Raw genomic sequence first — 19,428 nt, 5'->3', positions numbered from 1 at the left:
ATACAATCAAGGTAATCCATCACAATATGTTGTTGTAGTACTAGCGTGTGTCCTTGATGAGGGAATCGAGCAGGATCCGTCGGCTGGTCTGGGAGGTGAGGCTGCCGTACGCGTCGTCGAAGGCGTGCTCGGCGAAGGGCAGTTCCTCGGCCTCGACATGGACGCCCTTCTTCCTGAGTGCGTCGCCGAAGCCGGTGACGGTTTCGGGGCGGGCGCCGCGGTCGCGGTCCCCGACCACGAGCAGGGTGCGGGGCAGGCCGGCGCGAATGTCAGAGGTTGGGGACACCTCGCGATAGCGGTCCGGGTACTGCTGCGGGGTACGGCTTCGGCCAGTTGGGCTCCGGAGGCGTTTTTGAGGAGGAACCCGCTGGAGCAGGCCGCCGAGGCGCAGCGCCGGGTCGTCGAGGACCGCCCGATCGGCAGGGTCCTCCTCGATCCGAGGGCATGGCAGCGGACCGATCGCAGGCGAGGCACCGCTGCTTCTGGCCTACCAGGTACGACGGGGTTTCCGCTCCGCCGTTCCCCAAGCCCCGTTCAGGGTTGCGGGGCTGTCGTCGTCCGGTCCGGAGGACAGCCCAGGCGGCGGTATTTGCCGGGGGCCATGCCGTACTCGCGTTTGAAGGCGTTGGCGAAGGCGAACTCCGAGCCGTAGCCGACGGCGGGGGCGATCTCGCTCAGCGCGGCGTCGGAGTCACGCAGCATGCGCGCGGCCGTGCCCAGCCGCCACCAGGTCAGGTAGGTCAGCGGTGGTTGCCCGACGAACCGGGTGAACCGGCTGGAGAACGCCGCACGGGACAGTCCGGCACGACGGCCCAGCGACTCGACCGTCCACGGGTGGGAGGGGTCGCGATGGATGCCGTCGAGCGCGGCACCGACGGCCGGGTCGGCCAGCGCGGCGGCCCAGCTGTCGACCGCGCAGTGCTCCGTCGAGGTGTCGAACCAGGCCCGCAGGATGTACAGCAACAGCATGTCCAGCAGCGCCGACACCACCAGGTCCGCGCCTGGCCGAGGGTTCTCGATCTCCTTGCCCAGCAGCTCGACGGCGGCACGCAGCTCGGTGTCGCGTCCCAGCCTGGCGGGCAGGTGAATCATCTCGGGCAGCCCGCTGAGCAGCGGGTGCGCCCGGCTGGAGTCCAGCCGGTAGCCACCGCAGAGCGTCACGGTGACGGGCCCGGCGCCCTCGACGGAGGCCGAAGAGAACAGCTCGGTCTCGGCGTAGGGGTCGCAGTCGGGCTCCTCGACGGGGGTCGCGGGCGAGTCGGCCAGCGCGTAACCGTGCCCGTGGGGGAAGAACAGCACGTCCCCCGTCGCGACCGGGACCGGCTCCCCCTCCGGCGGGATCACCCAGCACGAGCCCCGCAGCACCACCTGGAAGCCCGCCGAGCCGGGCGCCGACGGGAACCGCCGTCCCCACCGGGCCGGCCACTCGACACGCGCCGAGCGGGGCACACCCAAGCGCATGAAGGCGACCACGTCGCTCAGCACGTCCATGACATGAGTCTAATGTCGAAGACGATCGCGTATTAATCACAGACAGAGGCGCATTGGTTGTCTCGGCTGTGGCTCATATCGTTGACGGCGTGACAAAAGTACTGGTCAGCGGGGCGACCGGCACGATCGGCCGTCCTCTGGTGAGCCAACTCGAAGACGCGGGCGCCGACGTCCGCACGGTGACGAGGGAGCTGACCGATCCGGTCGCGTTGGGGGCGGCCCTCGACGGCGTCGACGCGGTGTTCCTGCTGTGGCCGTTCGCCTCGGCGGAGGGCGCCCGCGAGGTGCTGGAACTGATCGGAGCGCGGCGGGTGGTCTACCTGTCCTCGGCCGCCGCACGCCCGCACGAGGTCGAGATCGAGCGCCTGATCGCCGGGACCGCCCGGGAGTGGACGGTGCTGCGCCCGCACGCCTTCGCGGCCAACGCCCTGCGGTGGGCCGCGCAGGTTCGGGCGGGCGTCGTGCGGCAGCCGTACGGTGATGTGGCCTTCTCTCCCGTCCACGAGCGGGACGTGGCGGCCGTCGCGGTGCGCGCGCTGCTCGGCGGGGGGCACCACGGCGTGGTCCACACACTGACCGGGCCCCGGCCGCTGACCCAGCGGGAACAGACGCGGGCGATCGGTGACGCGATCGGCCTGCCGGTGCGCTGGGAGGAGGAGCCTCCGGAGGAGGCCAGGCTGCGGTTACTCGGGCTCGGATGGCCCGCTCCCGCCGTGGACGGCATGCTGCGCGGCCTGGCCGAGCAGGGCCCGGCCACCGACACCGTGGAGAAGGTCACCGGAGTGTCCGCGAGCACCTTCGAGACGTGGGCGAGCGAGCACGCCGCCGACTTCCTCGGCACCATGCGGGCCGCCCGCATCCATGAGTACGGCGACGCCTCGGTGATCTCGCTGGAGGAGGTGCCGGTGCCGAGGCCGGGGCCGGGCGAGGTGCTCGTCAGGGTGGCCGCCACGTCGTTCAACCCGTCGGAGGTCGGCCTGCGAACGGGCCTGCTGCGGGACGTGCTCGATGTCACGCTTCCGCACACGTTCGGCTGGGACGTCGCGGGCACCGTGGTCGTCGGGGCCGGTGACCTCGCCCCCGGCGACCGGGTGATCGGGCTCATCGGCGGGGCGGCCGCCGAGTACGCGGTCGCGAAGGCGGACGCGCTGGCCAAGGCACCGCGGCGGATTCCGCTGGCGGACGCGGCCGCCGTTCCGGTGGCCGGGCTCACCGCGTGGCAGGCGGTCTTCGAGCACGCCCGCATCGGTCGCGGCAGCCGGGTGCTGATCAACGGGGCGGGCGGCGGCGTCGGGCTGTTCGCCGTGCAGCTGGCCAAGCACGCGGGCGCGTACGTGGTGGCGACCGCCGGTCCGCGCAGCGCCGCCGCCGTCCGGGCGCTGGGCGCCGACGAGGTCGTCGACTACACCACCACTCCCCTGCCGGGCGGTAACGACGTGCTGATCAACCTGGTGGCCGACGTGCCTGCCTCGGTGACGGAGCTGGCCGAGGAGTTCGTCTCGATCACCCGGCCGATCGAGCACCCGCGCGCCGTCCGGTTCGTGGCCCGCAACGACCCAAGCCAGCTGGCCGAACTCGTGGCGCTGATCGACGAGGGCGTGGTGGACGTCACGGTGGACGTTCGCCCGCTGGATTCCCTGGCTGCTCTGCACCACGAAGCAGAGCGCGGCCTTATTCGTGGAAAAATCGTATTGAAGGTGGGTAAATGATCAAGATTGGCATCATCGTCGGCAGCACGCGTCCGGGACGCAACGGCGAGGCCGTGGCCCGCTGGGTCCACGACCACGCGGTCAGACGTGGCGACGCGCACTACGAACTGGTCGACCTGAAGGACTACGACCTGCCCCATCTGGACGAACCTCTCGCCGCGGCCACCGGGGTGTACGAACACCCGCACACCAAGAAGTGGTCCGAGACCGTCGCGAACCTCGACGGCTTCGTCTTCGTGACACCCGAGTACAACCACTCGATCACCGGAGCGCTCAAGACCGCCATCGACTTCCTGTTCGCCGAATGGCACGACAAGGCCGCGGGGGTGGTCGGCTACGGCGTCAGCGGCGGCGTGCGGGCCGCCGAACACCTGCGGCAGGTGCTCGGTCAGGTCAAGGTGGCCGATGTCCAGGTGGGCGTGGAGCTGCTGTTGCACACCGACTTCGAGAACTTCACCACCTTCAAACCCGCCGCGCACCAGGAGGACACCCTGGGCAGGCTGCTCGACCAGGTCGTCTCCTGGAGTACGGCGCTGCGACCGCTCAGGGCGTGACCCCGTCCAACGTCGTACGGCGAATCGGGAGCCGCCTCTTCCGACCTCACCGCTCCCGCCCCGCCGGAATCACGAGAGCCTTGTGGTCGGCGGCCCACGCGAGGATCGACGCGTGCGTGGGGCCGCCTCCGCCGGGTCGTGGCAGAAGCAGCTCGACATCTCGGGCGTCAGAACCTCGGCTGAGGCTTGGCAGGCCGCTGCCCTGACCCCGCACACGGCAGGAGGCGGCGCGCACCGTGGCCCGCCGCCTCCCTCGTTCACTGCCGTGCCGTCAGCCCACCGTGCAGGTCGAGCCGTTCACGGTGAAGGCGGTCGGCGCCGGGTTGGTGCCGGTATGACTGCCACTGATCCCAACCGAGACGGACTCGCCGGGAGCCACGGTCTTGTTCCAGGTCAGGTTGTCGGCCGTCACGTTGGCGCCGTTCTGGCCCCAGACGGCGTTCCAGCCGCTGTTCACGTGCTGGCCGGCCGAGAAGGACCAGGCGATGGTCCAGCCGGTGACCGTGTTCAGGCTGGTGTTGGTGTAGGTGATGTCGGCGTTGAAGCCGTTGGACCACTCCGAGGCCAGGTTGTAGGTCACCTTGCAGGCGCCGACGCCCGGATCGGCCGGGGTGGTCAGGCTGACCGTGCCGGACGGGTCCGAGACGTTGCCCGCGTCGTCACGGGCCCGTACGTAGTAGGTGTAGGTGGTGTTCGGGCTGAGGCCGGTGAGCGCCGCGCTGGCGCTGGGGTAGGTGCCGACGGGCTGGCCCGAGCCGGTGAACAGGTCGTAGCCGATGACACCGACGTTGTCGGTGGAGGCGGTCCAGGTGAGCGTGACCGTGCGGGAGGTCAGGTTGCTCGCCACCGGGGTCCCCGGCGTGCTCGGCGGGACATCCTCCACCGGGGTGGTACCGGGCTCGGCGTACAGCAGCCGGTTGGGCGAGCCGTCGCCGATGTTGGTCAGCACGTTCTTGGTGGAACTGCTGATGAGCGCGGTCTTGGTGTCGGCCATCGTCGCCGTCGGGTTGTCCTGGAGGTAGCGGGCGACCCAGCCGGTCACGTGCGGGGCGGCCATGGACGTGCCGGACCAGGAGCCCGAGGCGTTGTCGTCGGTGTTGACCGAGGAGGTGATGGAGACACCGGGCGCGAACACGTCCACGCAGGTGCCGTAGGAGGAGAACGTCGCCTTCTGGTCGGTGATGTCCGTCGCCCCGACCACGATTCCGCGCGGCGAGCGCGGCGCGTTGGTGCAGGCGTCAGTGTTGTAGTTGTTGGCGATGAACACGGTCTGGACGCCAGAGTCGATCAGACCCTCGGCGGCGTCGTTGGCGGCCGTGCCGTAGCCCTGGAGGCTGAAGTTGGCCACCGAGCGCGCCGGGTGGTTGAGCGCGACCCAGTCCATGGCCGCCACCAGGTCGCTGGTCAGGCCGCTGTTGGCGCAGTTGAGCACGCGCACGGCCACCAGGTTGACCGCCTTGGCCATGCCGTAGGTGGCGCCGCCGACCGTGCCCGCCACGTGCGTGCCGTGACCGTGGCAGTCGTCGGTCCTGCCGTCCTCGACGAAGTTGGCGCCGAAGGACGCCCGCCCGCCGAACTCGGTGTGCGTGGTACGGATGCCGCTGTCCACGATGAACGCCGTGCTGCCCGCACCGGTCGTGGTGTAGGTGAAGCTGTTGTCCAGCGGCAGGTTGTGCTGCTCGACGCGGTCGATACCCCAACTCGGCGGGTTGGGCTGGACCGTCTGGCCACTGATCGCCGAGTCGGGCTCGACGTAGGCCACGGCCGGGTTGGCACGGACCGCGTCGAGGGCGTCGTCGGGCAGGACGGCGGCGAAACCGGCGATGGCCTTGGCGTAGCGGTGGGTGATCTGGCCGCCTTCGACGACCGCGTCACGCTCCAGCGACGCGCGTAACTCCCCGGACAGGGTCGCCGACTCCTTGACGACCACGATGTAGTGGTCTCCTCCGACGGCCGTCGGGCCGGCTACGAGGAGTGGTGCCAGACCCGCCGCCTCCGCTTGGGCGGGAACCGCCGTCGCTGTCAGGGGCAGGGTGAGTGCGGCGCAGGCCAGGGTCAGTCTGCGCTTCCATGCGAGAGGCAAAGGGTTTTTCCTTCCGGAGGGATCTTGCCTCCGTGGACACTAACTGATCTTGAAACCCGGCGAGCAAGGCAATTGTTGAACGTCCGGCGTCGCCCGCGTGTCCACCGAGTCATGCTCGTCTTGGGGTGCCACCGGAATACGGCGGAAGCGGGTCGCGTCCGCTGGAGACCGCACGTCAGGCGGCGGAAGCCGAAACCCGGCTTGCGACACCTTCGTTAGCGCAGGTCAGGCGGTACTTCGTTGAGAATTTCCTCATTGCCACCGGGGCCTCGGCGGCCCGATGACACGATAGACGGGCAGGTCGTGTTCGGTGCCGATCGCCACCGGTTCGCGGCAGAGGTCGTCGCGTTCGGGCAGGCCGCGGTGGCCGCGGATAAGGACCTGGATGGCCGCCGCCCGCAGGCGAGGTCGAGCGCCTCGCGGGCCGCCGCCAGGGCGGTGGGGTCGTCCTCGCCGACCAGTTCTTCGGCGTAGGCGGCGAGGAGGTGGCTGCGTGCCTCCGGGGCCAGGTCGGTGCGCTTGAGCAGGCGGCTCAGCCTTGCGCCGCATTTCGAGAGGCCGACGGCAGACGGCGTCGTACCGCCTGCCGTGCGCGCCTCAGGATGTCGCGGTGCCGCCCAGGAGCTCGCCGACCTGGACGACCGCGAACTCGACCTGACCCTGGCCCTCCTCCCAGTTGGCGATCAGCGTGCAGCCCTCGTCGGCGAGCAGGTCACCGCCCGACCGTTCGGTTCGCAGGTACATCAGCCCCTCCTCGCCCTCGGTGCAGAAGAAGCTCAAGTGGGCGAACAACTCGGGCGACGTGCGGTCGGCCAGCGCCTCCCGCCACTCCTCGGCCGCCTCCGCCTCAAGGGGAAGGAGGCTTTCGGGGCCCGTGCCGAGCGCGGTGGCGACCCGCATCGCGTCAAAGAGTGTGCCGTCCGAGACCAGCCGCGGGTAGCAGACGGTCCAGGTGCCGCGCAGATCGGACGCGGAGAGGCCGTGTCGCGCCAACACAGGAGCCAGGTCACCACCCAGGACGAGACGGCCGGAGAAACACGCCACCGCGAGGTCCGTCTCGAACTCCGGCGGAAGTCCCGCCTTGTCGAACTCGAAGACCGACCGGCTTGCGTCGAACTCCAGCAGCGGCTCCTCCAGGTCGAAGACCGGGCAGTCCCAGACAACCGGCTCAGCACCGCGGAGGACGGCCGGGCTCATCCAGATGGAGTCCCGCGTGAAGCCGAGCTCGTTGACGAGGTCGCCGCCGAAGAACGTCGCGTAGACGGCTTTGGCGTCGAAACCCGCCAACGGACGACCGAGCAGGATCTCAAAGGCACCGGTCAGTTGTTCCGACCACGGGCCTAAGACATTCGAGGAGGAGGAACTCATGCCGCGACCATATAGACCGAACCCGTCATTCTAGACTGGGCCGGGCCGGCCGGAGTCTCGGACGATACGCGTACAGCCCTGGGGGCGGACCGTCATCGGGCGTCGCGTATGCCGAGGATGTATGTCGCGGTGAGCGCGACGGCGCGGTCCTCGTCGTGAGACAGATCCGTGAGGGCTTTTGACGCCGTGGTTCCCGGGACGTCCGCGAGTGCCTGGGCCAGCCGCAGGCGTACGGACGGTCCGGCGGCGCCGTGGGTGAGGCGATCGACGAGCCCGGTGGCGATCCGGTCCGCCAACGCGGGACGGCTCGCCAGCGCCCCCAGGGCGTCGGCCGCGTCGACGTCGTTCGTCCCCTCGACGACGACGTCGATGAGCGCGGGGATCGCGGCGGCCACCCCACGCGCCCCGAGCGCCAGCGCCGCGTGCCTGCGGACCACGCCGTCGGGGCTGGTGAGAGCCTCTCTCAACAGCGTGGTCGCCTTGTCGTTCTGGATCTCGGCGACGGACTGGACGGCACGTTCGCGCACCTCCGCCACCGGCGAGCCGAGGCCCTCCGCCAGCAGCGCCAGACCGTCGTCGCCCGACTGCGCCAGAGCCCAGCGGAGGGCTCCGGCGACGTGGGGGTCCCTTTCGCTCAGCGCCGCCTCGACCAGTGCCTCGACCGGCACCGTGACCTCCTCGACCGAGGACACCGAGGACAGGGCCGCGCGCTGTCGCCTGCCCGCGCTCTTCGAGCCCAGCGCCTGCAGGAGCGCGACGACCCGGAGGACCTCCTCCCAGTCCGCGGGCTCCACGGCGTCGATCTGACGCAGTCGCGTGAGCAACTCGGTCTCGGCCGCGATGCGTTCCCGCGTCTGGCGGATGAGGTCGTCGACAAGGTCCGAGGGCGTGAAGTCGGGATCGTCGAGCGCGCGCCCGACGTCACGCAACGACAAGCCCAGAGAGCGAAGGCTCTCGATGTGGAAGATCCGGCGGACGTCCTCGCTTGAGTACTCCCGGTAGCCGGCGCCGCTACGGCCCGTCGGCCGTACCAGGCCGAGCGAGTCGTAGTGCCTGAGCATGCGGGCGCTGACCCCCGACCGTCGTGCCACATCACCGATCAACACCGCCTGTCACTCCTCCCTGCCGGTCGGGCCGAGGGCTACGACGCGCTTGGCCTCCTCGATCGCGAACTCGAATCCGGTTTCCGGGTCGTTCAACAGCCGTTCCGTGGCGATCGCGTGCGCGCGCACGCGCGGCCTGGGGTCCGTCGCCGCGGCGCGCAGGGCCGGCACGATCGCCTCACCGAGCGCGACCAGCGCCCGGCTGAGGCTCAGCTGCGTCTGGCGTCCGCCGCGCCCGAGCTGTGTCGCCAGCACCGCGGCCAACCCGGCCTCCTCCCCTTCGGGCACGAGTATGACCGCCGCCCGCCAGGCGCTTCGCGCCACCTCGTCGTCGGAATCGGTCAGCAGCGCCTGGGTGATCGCCGGCCATGTCCGCCGGTCGCCGATCTTGGACAGCGTGTGCAGCGCCTGGCTCCGTGCCTGCGCGCGCCCGGAGCGGAGCTCCTTGAGCAGCGCCGGGATCGTCACCGATGCCGGGTGGCGGGTAAGTGCCCAGGTCAGCATATCGCGCACGTAGAATTCGGGCTCGATCGCGCATCGCTCGACGAGCCTGCCGACGAACAACGGGTCGGGGGTCGTGCCGATCGCCATCGCGGCCCGCAGCCGTACGGACTCGCGGCCGTCCTCCAGTCCTCGAAGAACCGCGTCCTGTTCCTGAATGGTCATCGGGACCACCTCCTCGGCAGCAGTGAAGACCTTGTCACCGTGTGAAGGTCAAGCGGGATCCGGAATCCCGTTCGCCCGGCCGTAGGAACCGGTCGCCGACGCAGGCCTCAGCCGTCGAGGGTGGGCCGCAGGAGACGGCCGAGGCGTTTGCGGGTCTGGATGATCGGGGTCGTCTCCACATGGGTGATGGCGGGCAGGGCCGCCAGGCGCTGGGTGAGGTATCGGAAGGTGTCGTGGGCGTCGGTGCAGATCACCGTGGCGGCCAGGTTGGTCGGCCCGGTGGTGGCGGCGGCGAAGACCACCTCGGGATGGGAGGCCAGAGCCTCTCCGGCGGCGGTCAGCTCGGCGGGCGGGACCGAGGCCCACAGTCGCGTCCCCGCACGATAGCCGAGGTAGGCGACGTCGAACTCGGTGTAGAAGTGGAGCGCCCCCTGGGCCTGGAGGTCGTCCATCCGCCGCCGGACGGTCGACGGTGACCAGCCGGTGGCCGCCGCGAGCTCGGCCAGTCCGGTACGGCCGTCGTAGGCCAGGACGTTCAGCAGGCGAAGGTCGTCGGCGTCGCAGTGGGGAAGGCCGGAGCCGGTCACCGCGTCGGGCCCGCGACCGAGCCGGCCGGCCTCCTGCGGGGTGAGGGCGTTCAGCAGCCGGACGCCTCCGGGCGAGCCGTAGAAGGTGTGCAGCAGCGAGTAGGCGGTGAGGTCCACCACCCGTCCGCCGCGGGGCAGGCGTTCCAGGAGTCGCTCGCCGTCACCGGGCATCCGCGCACGGGTGATGCACTGCACCTCGGTGCCGCCGGAGACGACCTGCACCCAGGCCGTGTCCGGGCGCCGGGCCAGCGCGGAGGCGACCCCGTCCGCCGCTCCCGGGACACAGCGCAACCGCAGCAGCAAACGTCCGTGCGCGTGGAAGTTGGCGGGCGGAACCGCCACGACCCTGAGCAGATCGGCCGACCGCAACCGCCGGTAACGACGCGCCACCGTCTGGTCGGAGACCCCCAGCACCTCGGCGATCCGGCTGAACGGGGCTCGCGCGTCGAGCTGGAGAGCGTGGATCAGCCGCCGGTCCAGCTCGTCCGCAACGTCGATTTCCACCACTGAAAGCTAGTTGATGTCGGATTCGGACCGTCAATCGGCTTCTGAGTGGTCCGGGGTTCGTTCGCGCCGCAGAGTTCGTCGGGTACCGAGACGAAGGGACGAGGCGATGATTCTGGTGACAGGGGCCACGGGAAACGTCGGACGGCACGTGCTCACCCGGTTGAGCGCGACGGGCGCCCCCGGCGTCCGCGCCCTGGTGCTCCCGCAGGAGGCCGCGTCGGTCCGGGTGCCCGACGGCGTCGGCGTCGTGCCCGGGAGCCTCGACGCGCCCGGCGGGCTGGACGAGGCGCTGACCGGGGTCGGGACGGTCTTCCTGATCTGGCCCTTCCTCACGACCCAGGGCGCGCCCGCGGTGCTGGAGGCGATCGGCGGGCACGCCCGGCGGGTGGTCTACCTGTCGTCGATCGGCGTGGACGGCCGGCCCGAGGAGCAGGACGACCCCATCTTCAGGCTGCACACCGACATGGAGGGCCTGATCGAGAGGTCCGGCCTGCCCCGGACCGTCCTGCGGGCGGACACGATCGCCAGCAACACCCTGGGCTGGGCCGACCAGATCCGCGCCACCGGGGTGGTGCGCGGCCCGCTCACCGCGGCCACGGCGGTCGTCGACCCGCGTGACATCGCGGCCGTCGCCGCCCGCGCGCTCACCGACGACGCCCACCGGGGCGCGACCCACCTGCTGACCGGGCCCCGGGTGATCAGCCGTCCCGAGCAGGTCCGGGCGATCGGCACGGCGATCGGCCGTGCACTCCGCTTCGAGGAGGTCCCCGTACCGGACGCGCGGGCGCGGATGCTCGCCGACGGCCGTCCGCCCGCCCTGGTGGACGCGCTGCTGGCGGCGGCCGAGAAGCGCTCGGCCTCGTCCCTGGTCACCTCGACCGTCGAGGACATCACCGGGCGCCCGCCGTACGACTTCCGGCAGTGGGCACACGACCACCGTGAGTCCTTCCGATGAACGACCACCTCGGATCGAACACGCCGAACCGGTGACCGCCCCCGGTGCCGTCACGCACTACGAAACAGGCCGGTCACCGGTTCGTCCCAGTCGATGCGGTAGTCGTAGATCCAGCGACTCGGATCCGCGCCCCTGCGGGCCATGAATCTCATCCCCGCGGCCATGACGAGGTCACGCGGTATGCGCGCCAGGGGCCCGAGCCCCTTCCAGCCTCCGGTGCGGTTGCCCTGGTCGACGACCCGTTCCACGCGCTCGCGCCGGAGCCGTTCGTAGGCGGTGAAGGCGGTGGTGACGCCGGGGCTGTCGCGCAGGCACTTGGCCAGGACGACGGTGTCCTCGATGGCCATGGCAGCCCCCTGCCCGATCGAGGGGGCGGTGGCGTGGGCGGCGTCCCCGATGACGATCATCCGGTCGCGGTGCCACCGGGGCACGGAGGGGACGTCGTAGGTCTTCCAGGCGGGGAAGATCTCGTCGGAGGCCGCGACGAGGTCGGCGGCGGGACAGGCGTCGCGCCGGAACAACTCGACCAGGTGGGCCCGCCACTCCTGTGGGTCGATCGCGTCCAGCTCGGCGCGGGTCGGCTCGGCCTTCCTGGCCGGGTTCGCCGCCCACCAGACCTCCCCGCTCGGATGGGTGAGGTGCACGAAGAAGCAGTGCCTGCCGAAGATCGCGCTCATCACCCCCGGCTCGGCGCCGGTCCGGACCCCGCGCGCGTAGCCACCGGTGTTGAGCAGCCCGGAGTAGCGGACGCCGGGGGCGGCCGGGTCGATGATCTTGCGGGTACGCGACCACAGGCCGTCCGCGCCGATCAGCAGGTCTCCTTCGGCCGTGCTGCCGTCGGCGAACCTCGCCAGCACCCCGCCTCCCCCGCCGTGGGCGTCCACGAGCCGCCTGCCGTACTCGATCCGCACGCCCTGCCGTACGGCGTGCTCGCGGAGCAGGCGGTAGAGGTCGGCTCGCTTGACGGTCCTGCTGACGGTGCCGTCCGGCAGGGGCTCGCCGTACCGGAGCTCACCGAGTTTCCTGCCGGAGCCGCTGGTGAGGGTCATCCTCGGCGTCTCGAAGCCGATCCCGCCGACGTCCACGCCGAGGGTGCGTAACGCGGCGAGCGCGTTCACCGCGAGTGTCAGGAATGCGCCCACGTTGTCGGCGCCGTGCTCGTAGGCCTCGTAGACGACCGGCTCGATGCCCGCCTTGCGGAGAGCGATCGCGCTCAGTGTGCCCGCGATGCCGCCGCCCACGATCAGTGACGTGTATGTCATACACATAAATCTATGTCATACACTTCGTGGGTGACGGAAGAAGAGCTGCCCGCGGGTCTCAGCGCGCTGTGGGCCCGGTTCGACGAGCCCGAACCGGAGCGGAGAAGCCGGCTGACCCTGTCCCGCGTCGTCCAGGCGGCGGTGGAGCTGGCCGACGCCGACGGCCTCGACGCCGTGTCGATGGCGCGGGTCGCCGAACGGCTCGGCTTCACCACGATGTCGATCTACCGGTACGTCAGGAGCAAGAACGAGCTGCTGCTGCTGATGCTCGACCAAGTCGCGGCGCTGCCCGCCGAACTGGACGAACCCTGTGGCGGCTGGCGCCCCGGCCTGGAGCGCTGGTGCCGCGCGCAGTGGGAGATGCTGCACACCCACCCCTGGATCGTGCGCCTGCCGATCACCGGGCCACCGATCACCCCCAACCAGCTTGCGTGGACCGACCGTGCCCTGGGGGCGTTGAAGGACACCGGGCTGAGTGAGGCCGACAAGGTGGGGGTCGCCCTGCTGGTCGCCAGCCACATGCACACCGTGGCGCGGCTGAGCGCCGACCTGGGGCAGGCCGCCTCGGGCGAGTCGATCGCCGCCTACAGCGACCTGCTCGGCGGCCTGGTCGACGGGCGGCGCTTCCCCGCGCTGCGCGCCGCCGTCGACGCGGGCGCCTACGACTACCCCGCAGAGACCCCGGCGGACGAGCGGCGGCTGGACTACCGGTTCGGGCTCGCCCGGATCCTGGACGGCGTGGCCGCGCTGATCCGCGCCACGGGCGGATGACTACTCGGGCCAGTCGGAGTCCTTGATGACCTCGACGAAGTCACCGCGCCGGAAGCCGGGAACGTAGTGGGCCAGTACGTCGGCCTTGACGTTGCCGAAGGTCGTCTCCGGGCGGTCCTTGACGCCCTCGGTGAAGGCGGCGAGAATCCGGTTCTTGAAGTCGGGCCGGGGGTGGGCCGCGACCACGGCCTCGCGCTGCTCGTCGGAGACCGCGTGATAGCCGATGCCCAGAACGTCCAGCTCCACGCCACGGGTGATCAGGGCGACCTCGGGCGCCATGTGCAGCGGGATCTCCGGGGTGGTGTGCAGGGCGATCCCCGTCCAGACCCGGTCGGCAGGCTCTCCGGTGACACCGTGGGCGTTCAGGAAGCGGCGGGCCTCGTCGGCGCCGTCGATCTCGAAACGCTGGTCGGTACGGCGGAAGCGCTCGGTCAGCCCCAGGTCGTGGAACATGGCCCCCACGTACAGCAGCTCCGGATCGAAGTCCAGCCCCTGCTCCCGGCCGCGTAGCGCCCCGAACAGGAACACCCGCCGGGAGTGGTCGAACAGCAGCGGGGAGGCGGCCTCACGCACCAGTTCGGTCGCCTCACGCGCCAGGGCGCTGTCCGGGATCCGTACACCCGCGATCGATTCACCCGTCATGACTGCCTCTCCTCACCCTCGATCGGTTGACTCCTCCAGATTCACCCGGTGCCATACCCTGACACCATGTCCATACGGCCATGTGAACCACAGATTCCGACATGACGCATCGAGTGGCCTTCGTGGTGTTCGACGGCGTGACCTTGCTCGACGTCAGCGGCCCCCTGGAGGTGCTGCACCAGGCGGGCCGGTACACCTCGGTCCTGGTCTCCCCCCACGGCGGCGACGTCCGGACGGCCTCCGGACCGGCGCTGGCCGCGACGACGACGGCGGCCGACGCCGGGCCTGTCGACACGGTCGTGGTCGCCGGAGCCGACCACCTCGCGGAGCGGAGCCCCGAGGACGAACTGCTGACGACGGTCGCCGACCTCGCCGACCGGGCGGCACGGGTCGCCTCGGTCTGCAGCGGCGCCTTCGCCCTGGCGGCGCTCGGCCTGCTCGACGGCCGGAGGGCGACCACCCACTGGCGGCACGCGCGGGCTCTCGCCCGCCGCCACCCCCTCGTGCGCGTCGAACCGGACGCCCTGCACATCCGGGACGGCCGTTACGTCACCTCCGCGGGGATCAGCGCGGGCATCGACCTGGCCCTCGCGCTGGTGGAACACGACCACGGAGCGGGCACGGCCCGGGACATCGCCCGTGAACTGGTCGTGTTCATGCAGCGCCCGGGCGGCCAGTCACAGTTCTCCACGGCGCTGGCGACCCCACCGGCACGCGGCGACCTGCTGCGCTCACTGACCGCCTCCGTACTCGCCGACCCGGCGGCAGACCACAGTCTGCCCGCCATGGCCGCCTCCGCGTCGGTCAGCACCCGGCACCTGACCCGGCTGTTCCAGGCGGAGCTGGACACGACTCCGGCCCGCTGGGTCGAACGTGTCCGTCTCGACCGCGCCCAGCAGCTCCTCCTCGACGGGCACAGCATCACCTCGGCGGCACGGCACAGCGGTCTCGGCAGCGACGAGACCCTGCGCCGCACCTTCGCCCGCCACCTGGGCACCACGCCCACCGAATACCGCAGACGTTTCGGCACCACGACCTGACATCGACCTGACATTCGAAGCGGCCGCGCCGTCGTAACGGTGAGGGACAGGAAATCCACACCGGAAGAAAAGGGGCGGGTGGCGATGACCACGCGACACGAAACAGACGAGACCGTTCTCCGGAGGCACCTCGGCAGGCTGGTCGAGGCGATCCAGGCCAAGGACCTTGAGGGCCTGGAACGTCTCTACGCGGCGGACGTCGTGTCCTTCGACGTGGAGCCTCCGCTGCGGCACGTCGGAGCGGAGGCGAAACTCAGGAACTGGGCGAACGTGTTCGCGTTCTTCGCGGACGTGACCTACGAGGTGCGCGACCTGAGACTCGTCGTGGGTGACGACGTGGCGTTCGGGTACGGCTTCGGCCGGCTCAGCGGCACGTCGAGGAACGGGACCGCGACGAGCGGCATATGGGTCAGGGGCACCTTCTGCTTCCAGAAGATCGACGGCGACTGGCTGATCGTGCACGACCAGGCCTCCGTGCCGTTCGACATCGCGACCGGCAGAGGGGTGATCGACCTGGAACCCTGACGGCAGACGGGAGACTCGGTCTGAGGTGGCCCGGCCGGTTCGCGACTCTCACGGGGAGATGGGATACCTTGGCGGGACGGCGACCGTCCGCGCCGAACCTCCGGCGACCCGCCCCAGCCGGGTCACCCACGGAGGCAAAGGGAGGCCCACCTCTCGGCCGGAGCTTCGTTGCCGATCGCGTGCCCGCCGTACCGGTCGCTGGGGGATCCACGGTTGGCCGCGTGGGAGACGACCATGACGAAGCAGCCCGACTTCAAACGACGCGTGCGCGCCCGGATGGCCAAGACCGGCGAGTCGTACGCCGCCGCCCGTGGCAGGCTCCTCGCCGAACGGCCGGCCGACGACCGGATGGCCACGGCGTTGCATGTCAGCAACGGCGACGGCACGGCCCTGCCGGAAACCGGGCTCGCCCGGCGTGTGCTGTTCTGGCGTGACGTCCTGCACGACGGCCCGGTGCCCGCGGTGGGGGCCGGGGAGCTCCGCCGTGTCAGGGCTGGTTTCCTCGCCGAGGCGGGCGCGGACGAACAGGGTGAGGCCGCGGCGATGTTCGCCGAACGCGACCGCGTCCTGGAGGACAACCGGGACGGCGAGTACGTGCTGTGGTTCGAGGCGGACCTGTACGACCAGCTGCAGATCATCCAGATCCTCGCCCGCCTCGCCGACCTGGGTGTTCCCGCACGGCGCATCACCTTGATCTGCATCGGCGAGCATCCCGGCATCGCCCGCTTCGGCGGCCTCGGCCAGCTGACCGTGGAACAGCTGCGCGAACTGCCCGCGACGAGGGCGTGCGCCCGGCTGACCCCGGACGCGCTGCGGCTCGCCACCCACGCCTGGGACGCCTTCCGGGCGCCGACCCCCGACGGCCTCGGCGCCGTCGCCGCGAGCCACTCGGCTGAGCTGCGCTTCCTCGGCGAGGCGTTCGACCGGCTCAGCAGGGAGTACCCGGCCACCCGCGACGGGCTGTCACTGGCCGAACGACGGGTACTCGCCGCGGTCGCCGACGGCGCGCCCGACGCAGGAACCGTGTTCATCCGCGCGGCGGCGCGGGAAACACGCCCGTACCTCGGAGACATCTGGTACTTCGCGATGATCGACCGGATGGTCCGTGCTCCGGTTCCGCTGCTCGACGCCGAGCGAGGGGACCGCCGGGTCGGCCACACCACCCGCCTGCGCCTGACCGAAACCGGAGCACGGGTACTCGCGGGCGAGGCCGACCACGTCGCGCTCAACGGTCTCGACCGCTGGATCGGCGGCGTCCACCTGAGCGGCCGCCACGTACGCTGGCGCTGGGACGACGGGCTCGAAACCATCACGGGAAAGGCCTGACGAGCGCACGTCAACCGCGCCGCCGGTCTCCGCCTCCGGCGTCCAGCGCCTCGACCACCTGGCGGTGCACCCGGGTCAGCACGACGACCGGCACCACGAGGACGACGTCCAGGATCAGCACCGAGACCAGCGGCGGCAGCCACCGCGCCGCGACCCCGACCGCGGCGCGGCGCCGCACTGGCGACCCGGGAACTGCCGGTCCTGTCACCGGTGACGGTGAACACGGCCGCCCTCGCCGAAGCACGCGGGCGACCGTATGAGTCGGTCGTGCTGCTCGGGGCCACCGCCCGGCTGCGGGGCGCGCACGACCGCACCGATCCGCAGGTCCGTGACCTCACCCGTCGCGGCCAGGCCGCGCTCGGCGGGGAGGGGTTCGCCGCGGTGTACGCGAAGGGCTGGGAGCTGGACGCGAGGACGGCCGATCCGGCCTCGGGGTGTAGGGGTCACTCTGCGTGGACGTCATCCGCCCGCGGCGTCCTCGGCCTCCCAGCGCAGCAGGTCACCCGGCTGGCACTTGAGGACCTCGCAGAGAGCGGCGAGCGTCGAGAAGCGCACCGCCTTGGCGCGGCCGTTCTTGAGCACTGCCAGGTTGGCGGGCGTGATCCCGACGCGGTCCGCGAGATCGCCCACGGACATCTTCCGCCTGGCCAGCATCACGTCGATGTCGACGATGATCGGCATCAGATCACCTCGTCCAGCTCGGCCCGCATCCGCGTCGCTTCGACGTCGCGCGCGACGGCCTGGGCGAGCAGCATCCGCAGTACGAGCACGATGAGCGCGACCCCCAGAATGCCCAGGCCGATCCCGCCCATGATGACGGTGACACCCGGGTCGTCCCGCTGACCCGGCGCGTTGAGGGCCGTGACCGCGAACCACAGGAGGGAGGCCACAACGATCGCGCCGATCACGGCGTCCACGTACCGGAAGGCGGCGTGGGAGAACACGGTTCCGCGTCGCACCATCGTCACCAGCCGCCATACGCTGACCAGGGTGACCTGGCCCGACACCATGCCCAGGATCGTGATCAGGCGCAGCGGGGTCAGCGGGAGCGACCCGTCCTCCGGATCGGTGGCCAATGTCCACACCATCGATGCCTGTACGAACACGGTGCCGACGAACACCGCCGCGAGCACGACGCGAAGCGCACGCACTGTCAGTTTTCCCATGACCCGTCCTTCCATCGAATCGCGATGGAAATCTATCGATTTTCGATACCTTGGGCAAGGGCTGGAGGTGGTGACTTCGCGCCGTCGCGGGAGTCCCGTTGCTGACGGCGCAGGATTTCCAGGACGCGAAGGCGAGGACGGCTTGAGCATGTCCTCCTGTGGCCGGTCAGCCGGACGGGAGAGGTGAGCCGAGCATCCAGTTGCCGGGCGCCTCGGTGTCGGTGCTGAGGTAGAACTCCTCGATGGCGGCGCGGAACTCCTCATGGGTGAGGGTGCCGCTGCCGTTGCGGTCGAGGCGCCGGAAGGCCGCGCCGGAGACGGCCGGGGTGATACCGAGGGCGTCGTACAGGCGGACGTACTCATCGGCGGTGAGCGCGCCGCTTCCGTCGGTGTCCAGGGCGCGCATGAGGGCGTCGACGATGGGCATCACCAGGCGTTCGAGGGTCGCGGCGTCGGAGGCGACGTGGGAGCGCATGGCGGAGACGAACCGCTGGGGACCGATGCGGCCCTGAGCGTCCGGGACACCGGCCTCGCCCAGGACGTCCCACCAGATCATGAACGCCGCGCGTAGCGCGCTCTTGGCGCTCTCGTCCGGGGTCACCGCGGCGAACACCTCGCCGATCCGCTGGAAGTCATCGCGGGTGAGATGGCCGTCGCCGGTGCGGTCGAACCAGGTGAACAGGAAGGTGAACTTCTGCTCGGTGCTGTCGTGGACCATGGTGGCCTCCTTGGGCGGGAGCGTTCGGGTAAGGGCTGGGGCGGGGACACCGGTCGGGGCGAAGGCCGACGCTGTGGCGATGGGCGGCGACGTGTGCCGTGAAGGCATGGAACTCCAACCAGGATCCAGAGCTACATAAAGCGACACATCAGATGCGAAGAGTAGTTGTTTGTGATCAGGGGTGCACTACCAAGCACGGTGACATTGACCTTTCGCCCTACTCCCCCGGACCGACCCTTCGAAAGTGGCGTTCGAAAGTGGCGACGGTCGAGCCGGCGATCCACCGCCGGGGCGGCGGGGTCCGCCCGCCTCGGACGACGGTGAGGGTGGCACGATCTCAACGTCGGCACCCGTCTCATCCCGGCGGACAACTCGCATTCTTCGTTGGGTGTTGTGGTGTTCTCGCCGGATAACGCTTTTGTCCGCCAGGGGGAAGGCGAGCCGGAACTCGGCGGAAAGACGGGATGGTGGGAGTTCTGCTTGACGAAGGGGCCGACGGGTTCGAAAAACGGCCTCTCCCGCGATGCCTCTCGCTGCCGGATGTGGGTCTTGGCCGAGGTCGCCGGGACCGGCTCTGGCGGCGTTGGACGTGCTTGACGGCCGACATGGGCGAGTTCGGGAAGGGGTGGCCGGGGTCCGGTCGCCGAGGGTGGCGGGGTGGGGGTGGCGCGGGTTCCGGTGGATGCCCGGGGTGGTGTTCTGGCAGTTCAGAGGGCTTTCCGAATATTTCGGAAAGCCGCTGGATCTTGTCCGGTGGGGTGCGGGAAGTGAGACCGGGGTCGGCGTGGCGTTCAGGCACCCGCCGTCTCGGACGCCCGCCTTGCCTTCCCGAGCGCGGCGTGGACCGTTCGAGGGATGTGCAGGGCCCCTGTACCGGCAGGGGCCCCTTTATTTATTTCCCCTCTTTTGTCTGGTTCTCCGATGCGGGAAGGTTTCGGCCGCGAATCGCGGTTTC

20 protein-coding genes are annotated in these 19,428 nt (G+C 70.5%); 7 read left to right on the top strand and 13 right to left on the bottom strand.

The features are described 5' to 3' along the window. Nucleotides 1-40: 40 nt before the first annotated feature. On the bottom strand, nucleotides 41-286 hold the full coding sequence (locus ACFOYY_RS34045) for a hypothetical protein (protein WP_386195232.1): 246 nt from the start codon (nucleotides 284-286) through the stop codon (nucleotides 41-43). Nucleotides 287-534: 248 nt separating this feature from the next. Next, nucleotides 535-1,491 carry an AraC family transcriptional regulator gene (locus ACFOYY_RS34040; RefSeq protein WP_386195230.1) on the bottom strand — a complete coding sequence of 319 codons (957 nt, stop codon included), beginning with the start codon at nucleotides 1,489-1,491 and terminating at the stop codon, nucleotides 535-537. 89 nt (nucleotides 1,492-1,580) lie between these two features. Here ACFOYY_RS34040 and ACFOYY_RS34035 point away from each other — a divergent pair, with 89 nt between their 5' ends. Together ACFOYY_RS34035 and ACFOYY_RS34030 are read left to right on the top strand one after the other, a co-directional pair. Then, on the top strand, nucleotides 1,581-3,200 hold the full coding sequence (locus ACFOYY_RS34035; RefSeq protein WP_386195228.1) for an alcohol dehydrogenase catalytic domain-containing protein: 1,620 nt from the start codon (nucleotides 1,581-1,583) through the stop codon (nucleotides 3,198-3,200). Next, nucleotides 3,197-3,754: an NADPH-dependent FMN reductase gene (locus tag ACFOYY_RS34030; RefSeq protein WP_352012324.1), complete on the top strand. Its 558-nt coding sequence runs from the start codon at nucleotides 3,197-3,199 to the stop codon at nucleotides 3,752-3,754. Before ACFOYY_RS34035 ends, ACFOYY_RS34030 begins: the two co-directional genes overlap by 4 nt. Nucleotides 3,755-4,025: 271 nt before the next feature. On the opposite strand, the gene ACFOYY_RS34025 is transcribed toward ACFOYY_RS34030, so the two are convergent. The 5 genes from ACFOYY_RS34025 to ACFOYY_RS34005 all read right to left on the bottom strand — a co-directional run bounded on the left by ACFOYY_RS34025 (nucleotide 4,026) and on the right by ACFOYY_RS34005 (nucleotide 10,065). After that, nucleotides 4,026-5,837, bottom strand: a complete 1,812-nt coding sequence (locus ACFOYY_RS34025; RefSeq protein ID WP_362913121.1) for a cellulose binding domain-containing protein — start codon at nucleotides 5,835-5,837, stop codon at nucleotides 4,026-4,028. A 597-nt stretch (nucleotides 5,838-6,434) separates the two neighbouring features. Then, nucleotides 6,435-7,205 carry a hypothetical protein gene (locus ACFOYY_RS34020; RefSeq protein ID WP_386195225.1) on the bottom strand — a complete coding sequence of 257 codons (771 nt, stop codon included), beginning with the start codon at nucleotides 7,203-7,205 and terminating at the stop codon, nucleotides 6,435-6,437. A 92-nt stretch (nucleotides 7,206-7,297) separates the two neighbouring features. Beyond that, a complete protein-coding gene (locus tag ACFOYY_RS34015) occupies nucleotides 7,298-8,311 on the bottom strand; it encodes a HEAT repeat domain-containing protein (protein WP_386195223.1) in 1,014 nt (337 codons plus the stop codon). Nucleotides 8,312-8,317: 6 nt separating this feature from the next. Then, complete coding sequence (locus tag ACFOYY_RS34010) at nucleotides 8,318-8,974, bottom strand: HEAT repeat domain-containing protein (RefSeq protein WP_386195221.1); 657 nt, start codon at nucleotides 8,972-8,974, stop codon at nucleotides 8,318-8,320. A 107-nt stretch (nucleotides 8,975-9,081) separates the two neighbouring features. Continuing rightward, nucleotides 9,082-10,065, bottom strand: coding sequence for an Lrp/AsnC family transcriptional regulator (locus ACFOYY_RS34005; RefSeq protein WP_386195219.1), 984 nt, complete (start codon nucleotides 10,063-10,065; stop codon nucleotides 9,082-9,084). A gap of 109 nt (nucleotides 10,066-10,174) precedes the next feature. On the opposite strand from ACFOYY_RS34005, the gene ACFOYY_RS34000 reads away from it, so the two are divergent. Next, complete coding sequence (locus tag ACFOYY_RS34000; RefSeq protein ID WP_362913113.1) at nucleotides 10,175-11,023, top strand: NmrA family NAD(P)-binding protein; 849 nt, start codon at nucleotides 10,175-10,177, stop codon at nucleotides 11,021-11,023. Nucleotides 11,024-11,073: 50 nt separating this feature from the next. On the opposite strand, the gene ACFOYY_RS33995 is transcribed toward ACFOYY_RS34000, so the two are convergent. After that, the gene (locus ACFOYY_RS33995; protein ID WP_386195216.1) at nucleotides 11,074-12,285 is read right to left on the bottom strand and encodes an FAD-dependent monooxygenase; all 1,212 of its coding nucleotides are present in this window, start codon (nucleotides 12,283-12,285) and stop codon (nucleotides 11,074-11,076) included. A 30-nt stretch (nucleotides 12,286-12,315) separates the two neighbouring features. On the opposite strand from ACFOYY_RS33995, the gene ACFOYY_RS33990 reads away from it, so the two are divergent. Then, nucleotides 12,316-13,056: a TetR/AcrR family transcriptional regulator gene (locus ACFOYY_RS33990; RefSeq protein ID WP_386195214.1), complete on the top strand. Its 741-nt coding sequence runs from the start codon at nucleotides 12,316-12,318 to the stop codon at nucleotides 13,054-13,056. Here ACFOYY_RS33990 and ACFOYY_RS33985 read toward each other — a convergent pair whose 3' ends face one another. After that, entirely contained in the window at nucleotides 13,057-13,698 is a 642-nt protein-coding gene (locus ACFOYY_RS33985; RefSeq protein ID WP_352012314.1) for an HD domain-containing protein, read from the bottom strand. It abuts the gene before it with no gap. Nucleotides 13,699-13,799: 101 nt separating this feature from the next. Between ACFOYY_RS33985 and ACFOYY_RS33980 the strand changes: the two genes are divergently transcribed. The 3 genes from ACFOYY_RS33980 to ACFOYY_RS33970 all read left to right on the top strand — a co-directional run bounded on the left by ACFOYY_RS33980 (nucleotide 13,800) and on the right by ACFOYY_RS33970 (nucleotide 16,589). Continuing rightward, entirely contained in the window at nucleotides 13,800-14,738 is a 939-nt protein-coding gene (locus ACFOYY_RS33980; RefSeq protein ID WP_386195212.1) for a GlxA family transcriptional regulator, read from the top strand. Between the two features lie 84 nt (nucleotides 14,739-14,822). Continuing rightward, on the top strand, nucleotides 14,823-15,263 hold the full coding sequence (locus ACFOYY_RS33975) for a YybH family protein (RefSeq protein WP_352012312.1): 441 nt from the start codon (nucleotides 14,823-14,825) through the stop codon (nucleotides 15,261-15,263). A 234-nt stretch (nucleotides 15,264-15,497) separates the two neighbouring features. Then, nucleotides 15,498-16,589 carry a hypothetical protein gene (locus ACFOYY_RS33970; RefSeq protein ID WP_386195209.1) on the top strand — a complete coding sequence of 364 codons (1,092 nt, stop codon included), beginning with the start codon at nucleotides 15,498-15,500 and terminating at the stop codon, nucleotides 16,587-16,589. 10 nt (nucleotides 16,590-16,599) lie between these two features. Here ACFOYY_RS33970 and ACFOYY_RS33965 read toward each other — a convergent pair whose 3' ends face one another. From ACFOYY_RS33965 to ACFOYY_RS33950, 4 genes are all read right to left on the bottom strand, one after another. Next, complete coding sequence (locus ACFOYY_RS33965) at nucleotides 16,600-16,767, bottom strand: hypothetical protein (protein ID WP_386195207.1); 168 nt, start codon at nucleotides 16,765-16,767, stop codon at nucleotides 16,600-16,602. Between the two features lie 281 nt (nucleotides 16,768-17,048). Next, nucleotides 17,049-17,270 (bottom strand): helix-turn-helix domain-containing protein, encoded by a 222-nt coding sequence (locus ACFOYY_RS33960; RefSeq protein WP_352012309.1) that lies wholly within the window; start codon nucleotides 17,268-17,270, stop codon nucleotides 17,049-17,051. After that, on the bottom strand, nucleotides 17,270-17,755 hold the full coding sequence (locus ACFOYY_RS33955) for a DUF2975 domain-containing protein (RefSeq protein ID WP_386195205.1): 486 nt from the start codon (nucleotides 17,753-17,755) through the stop codon (nucleotides 17,270-17,272). Before ACFOYY_RS33955 ends, ACFOYY_RS33960 begins: the two co-directional genes overlap by 1 nt. A gap of 166 nt (nucleotides 17,756-17,921) precedes the next feature. After that, the gene (locus ACFOYY_RS33950; RefSeq protein ID WP_386195203.1) at nucleotides 17,922-18,473 is read right to left on the bottom strand and encodes an EF-hand domain-containing protein; all 552 of its coding nucleotides are present in this window, start codon (nucleotides 18,471-18,473) and stop codon (nucleotides 17,922-17,924) included. Nucleotides 18,474-19,428: the final 955 nt, after the last annotated feature.

The sequence above is a fragment of the Streptosporangium jomthongense genome (assembly GCF_042650425.1).
Classification (GTDB): Bacteria; Actinomycetota; Actinomycetes; order Streptosporangiales; family Streptosporangiaceae; genus Streptosporangium.
This window is presented reverse-complemented; position numbering and strand designations above follow the sequence as displayed.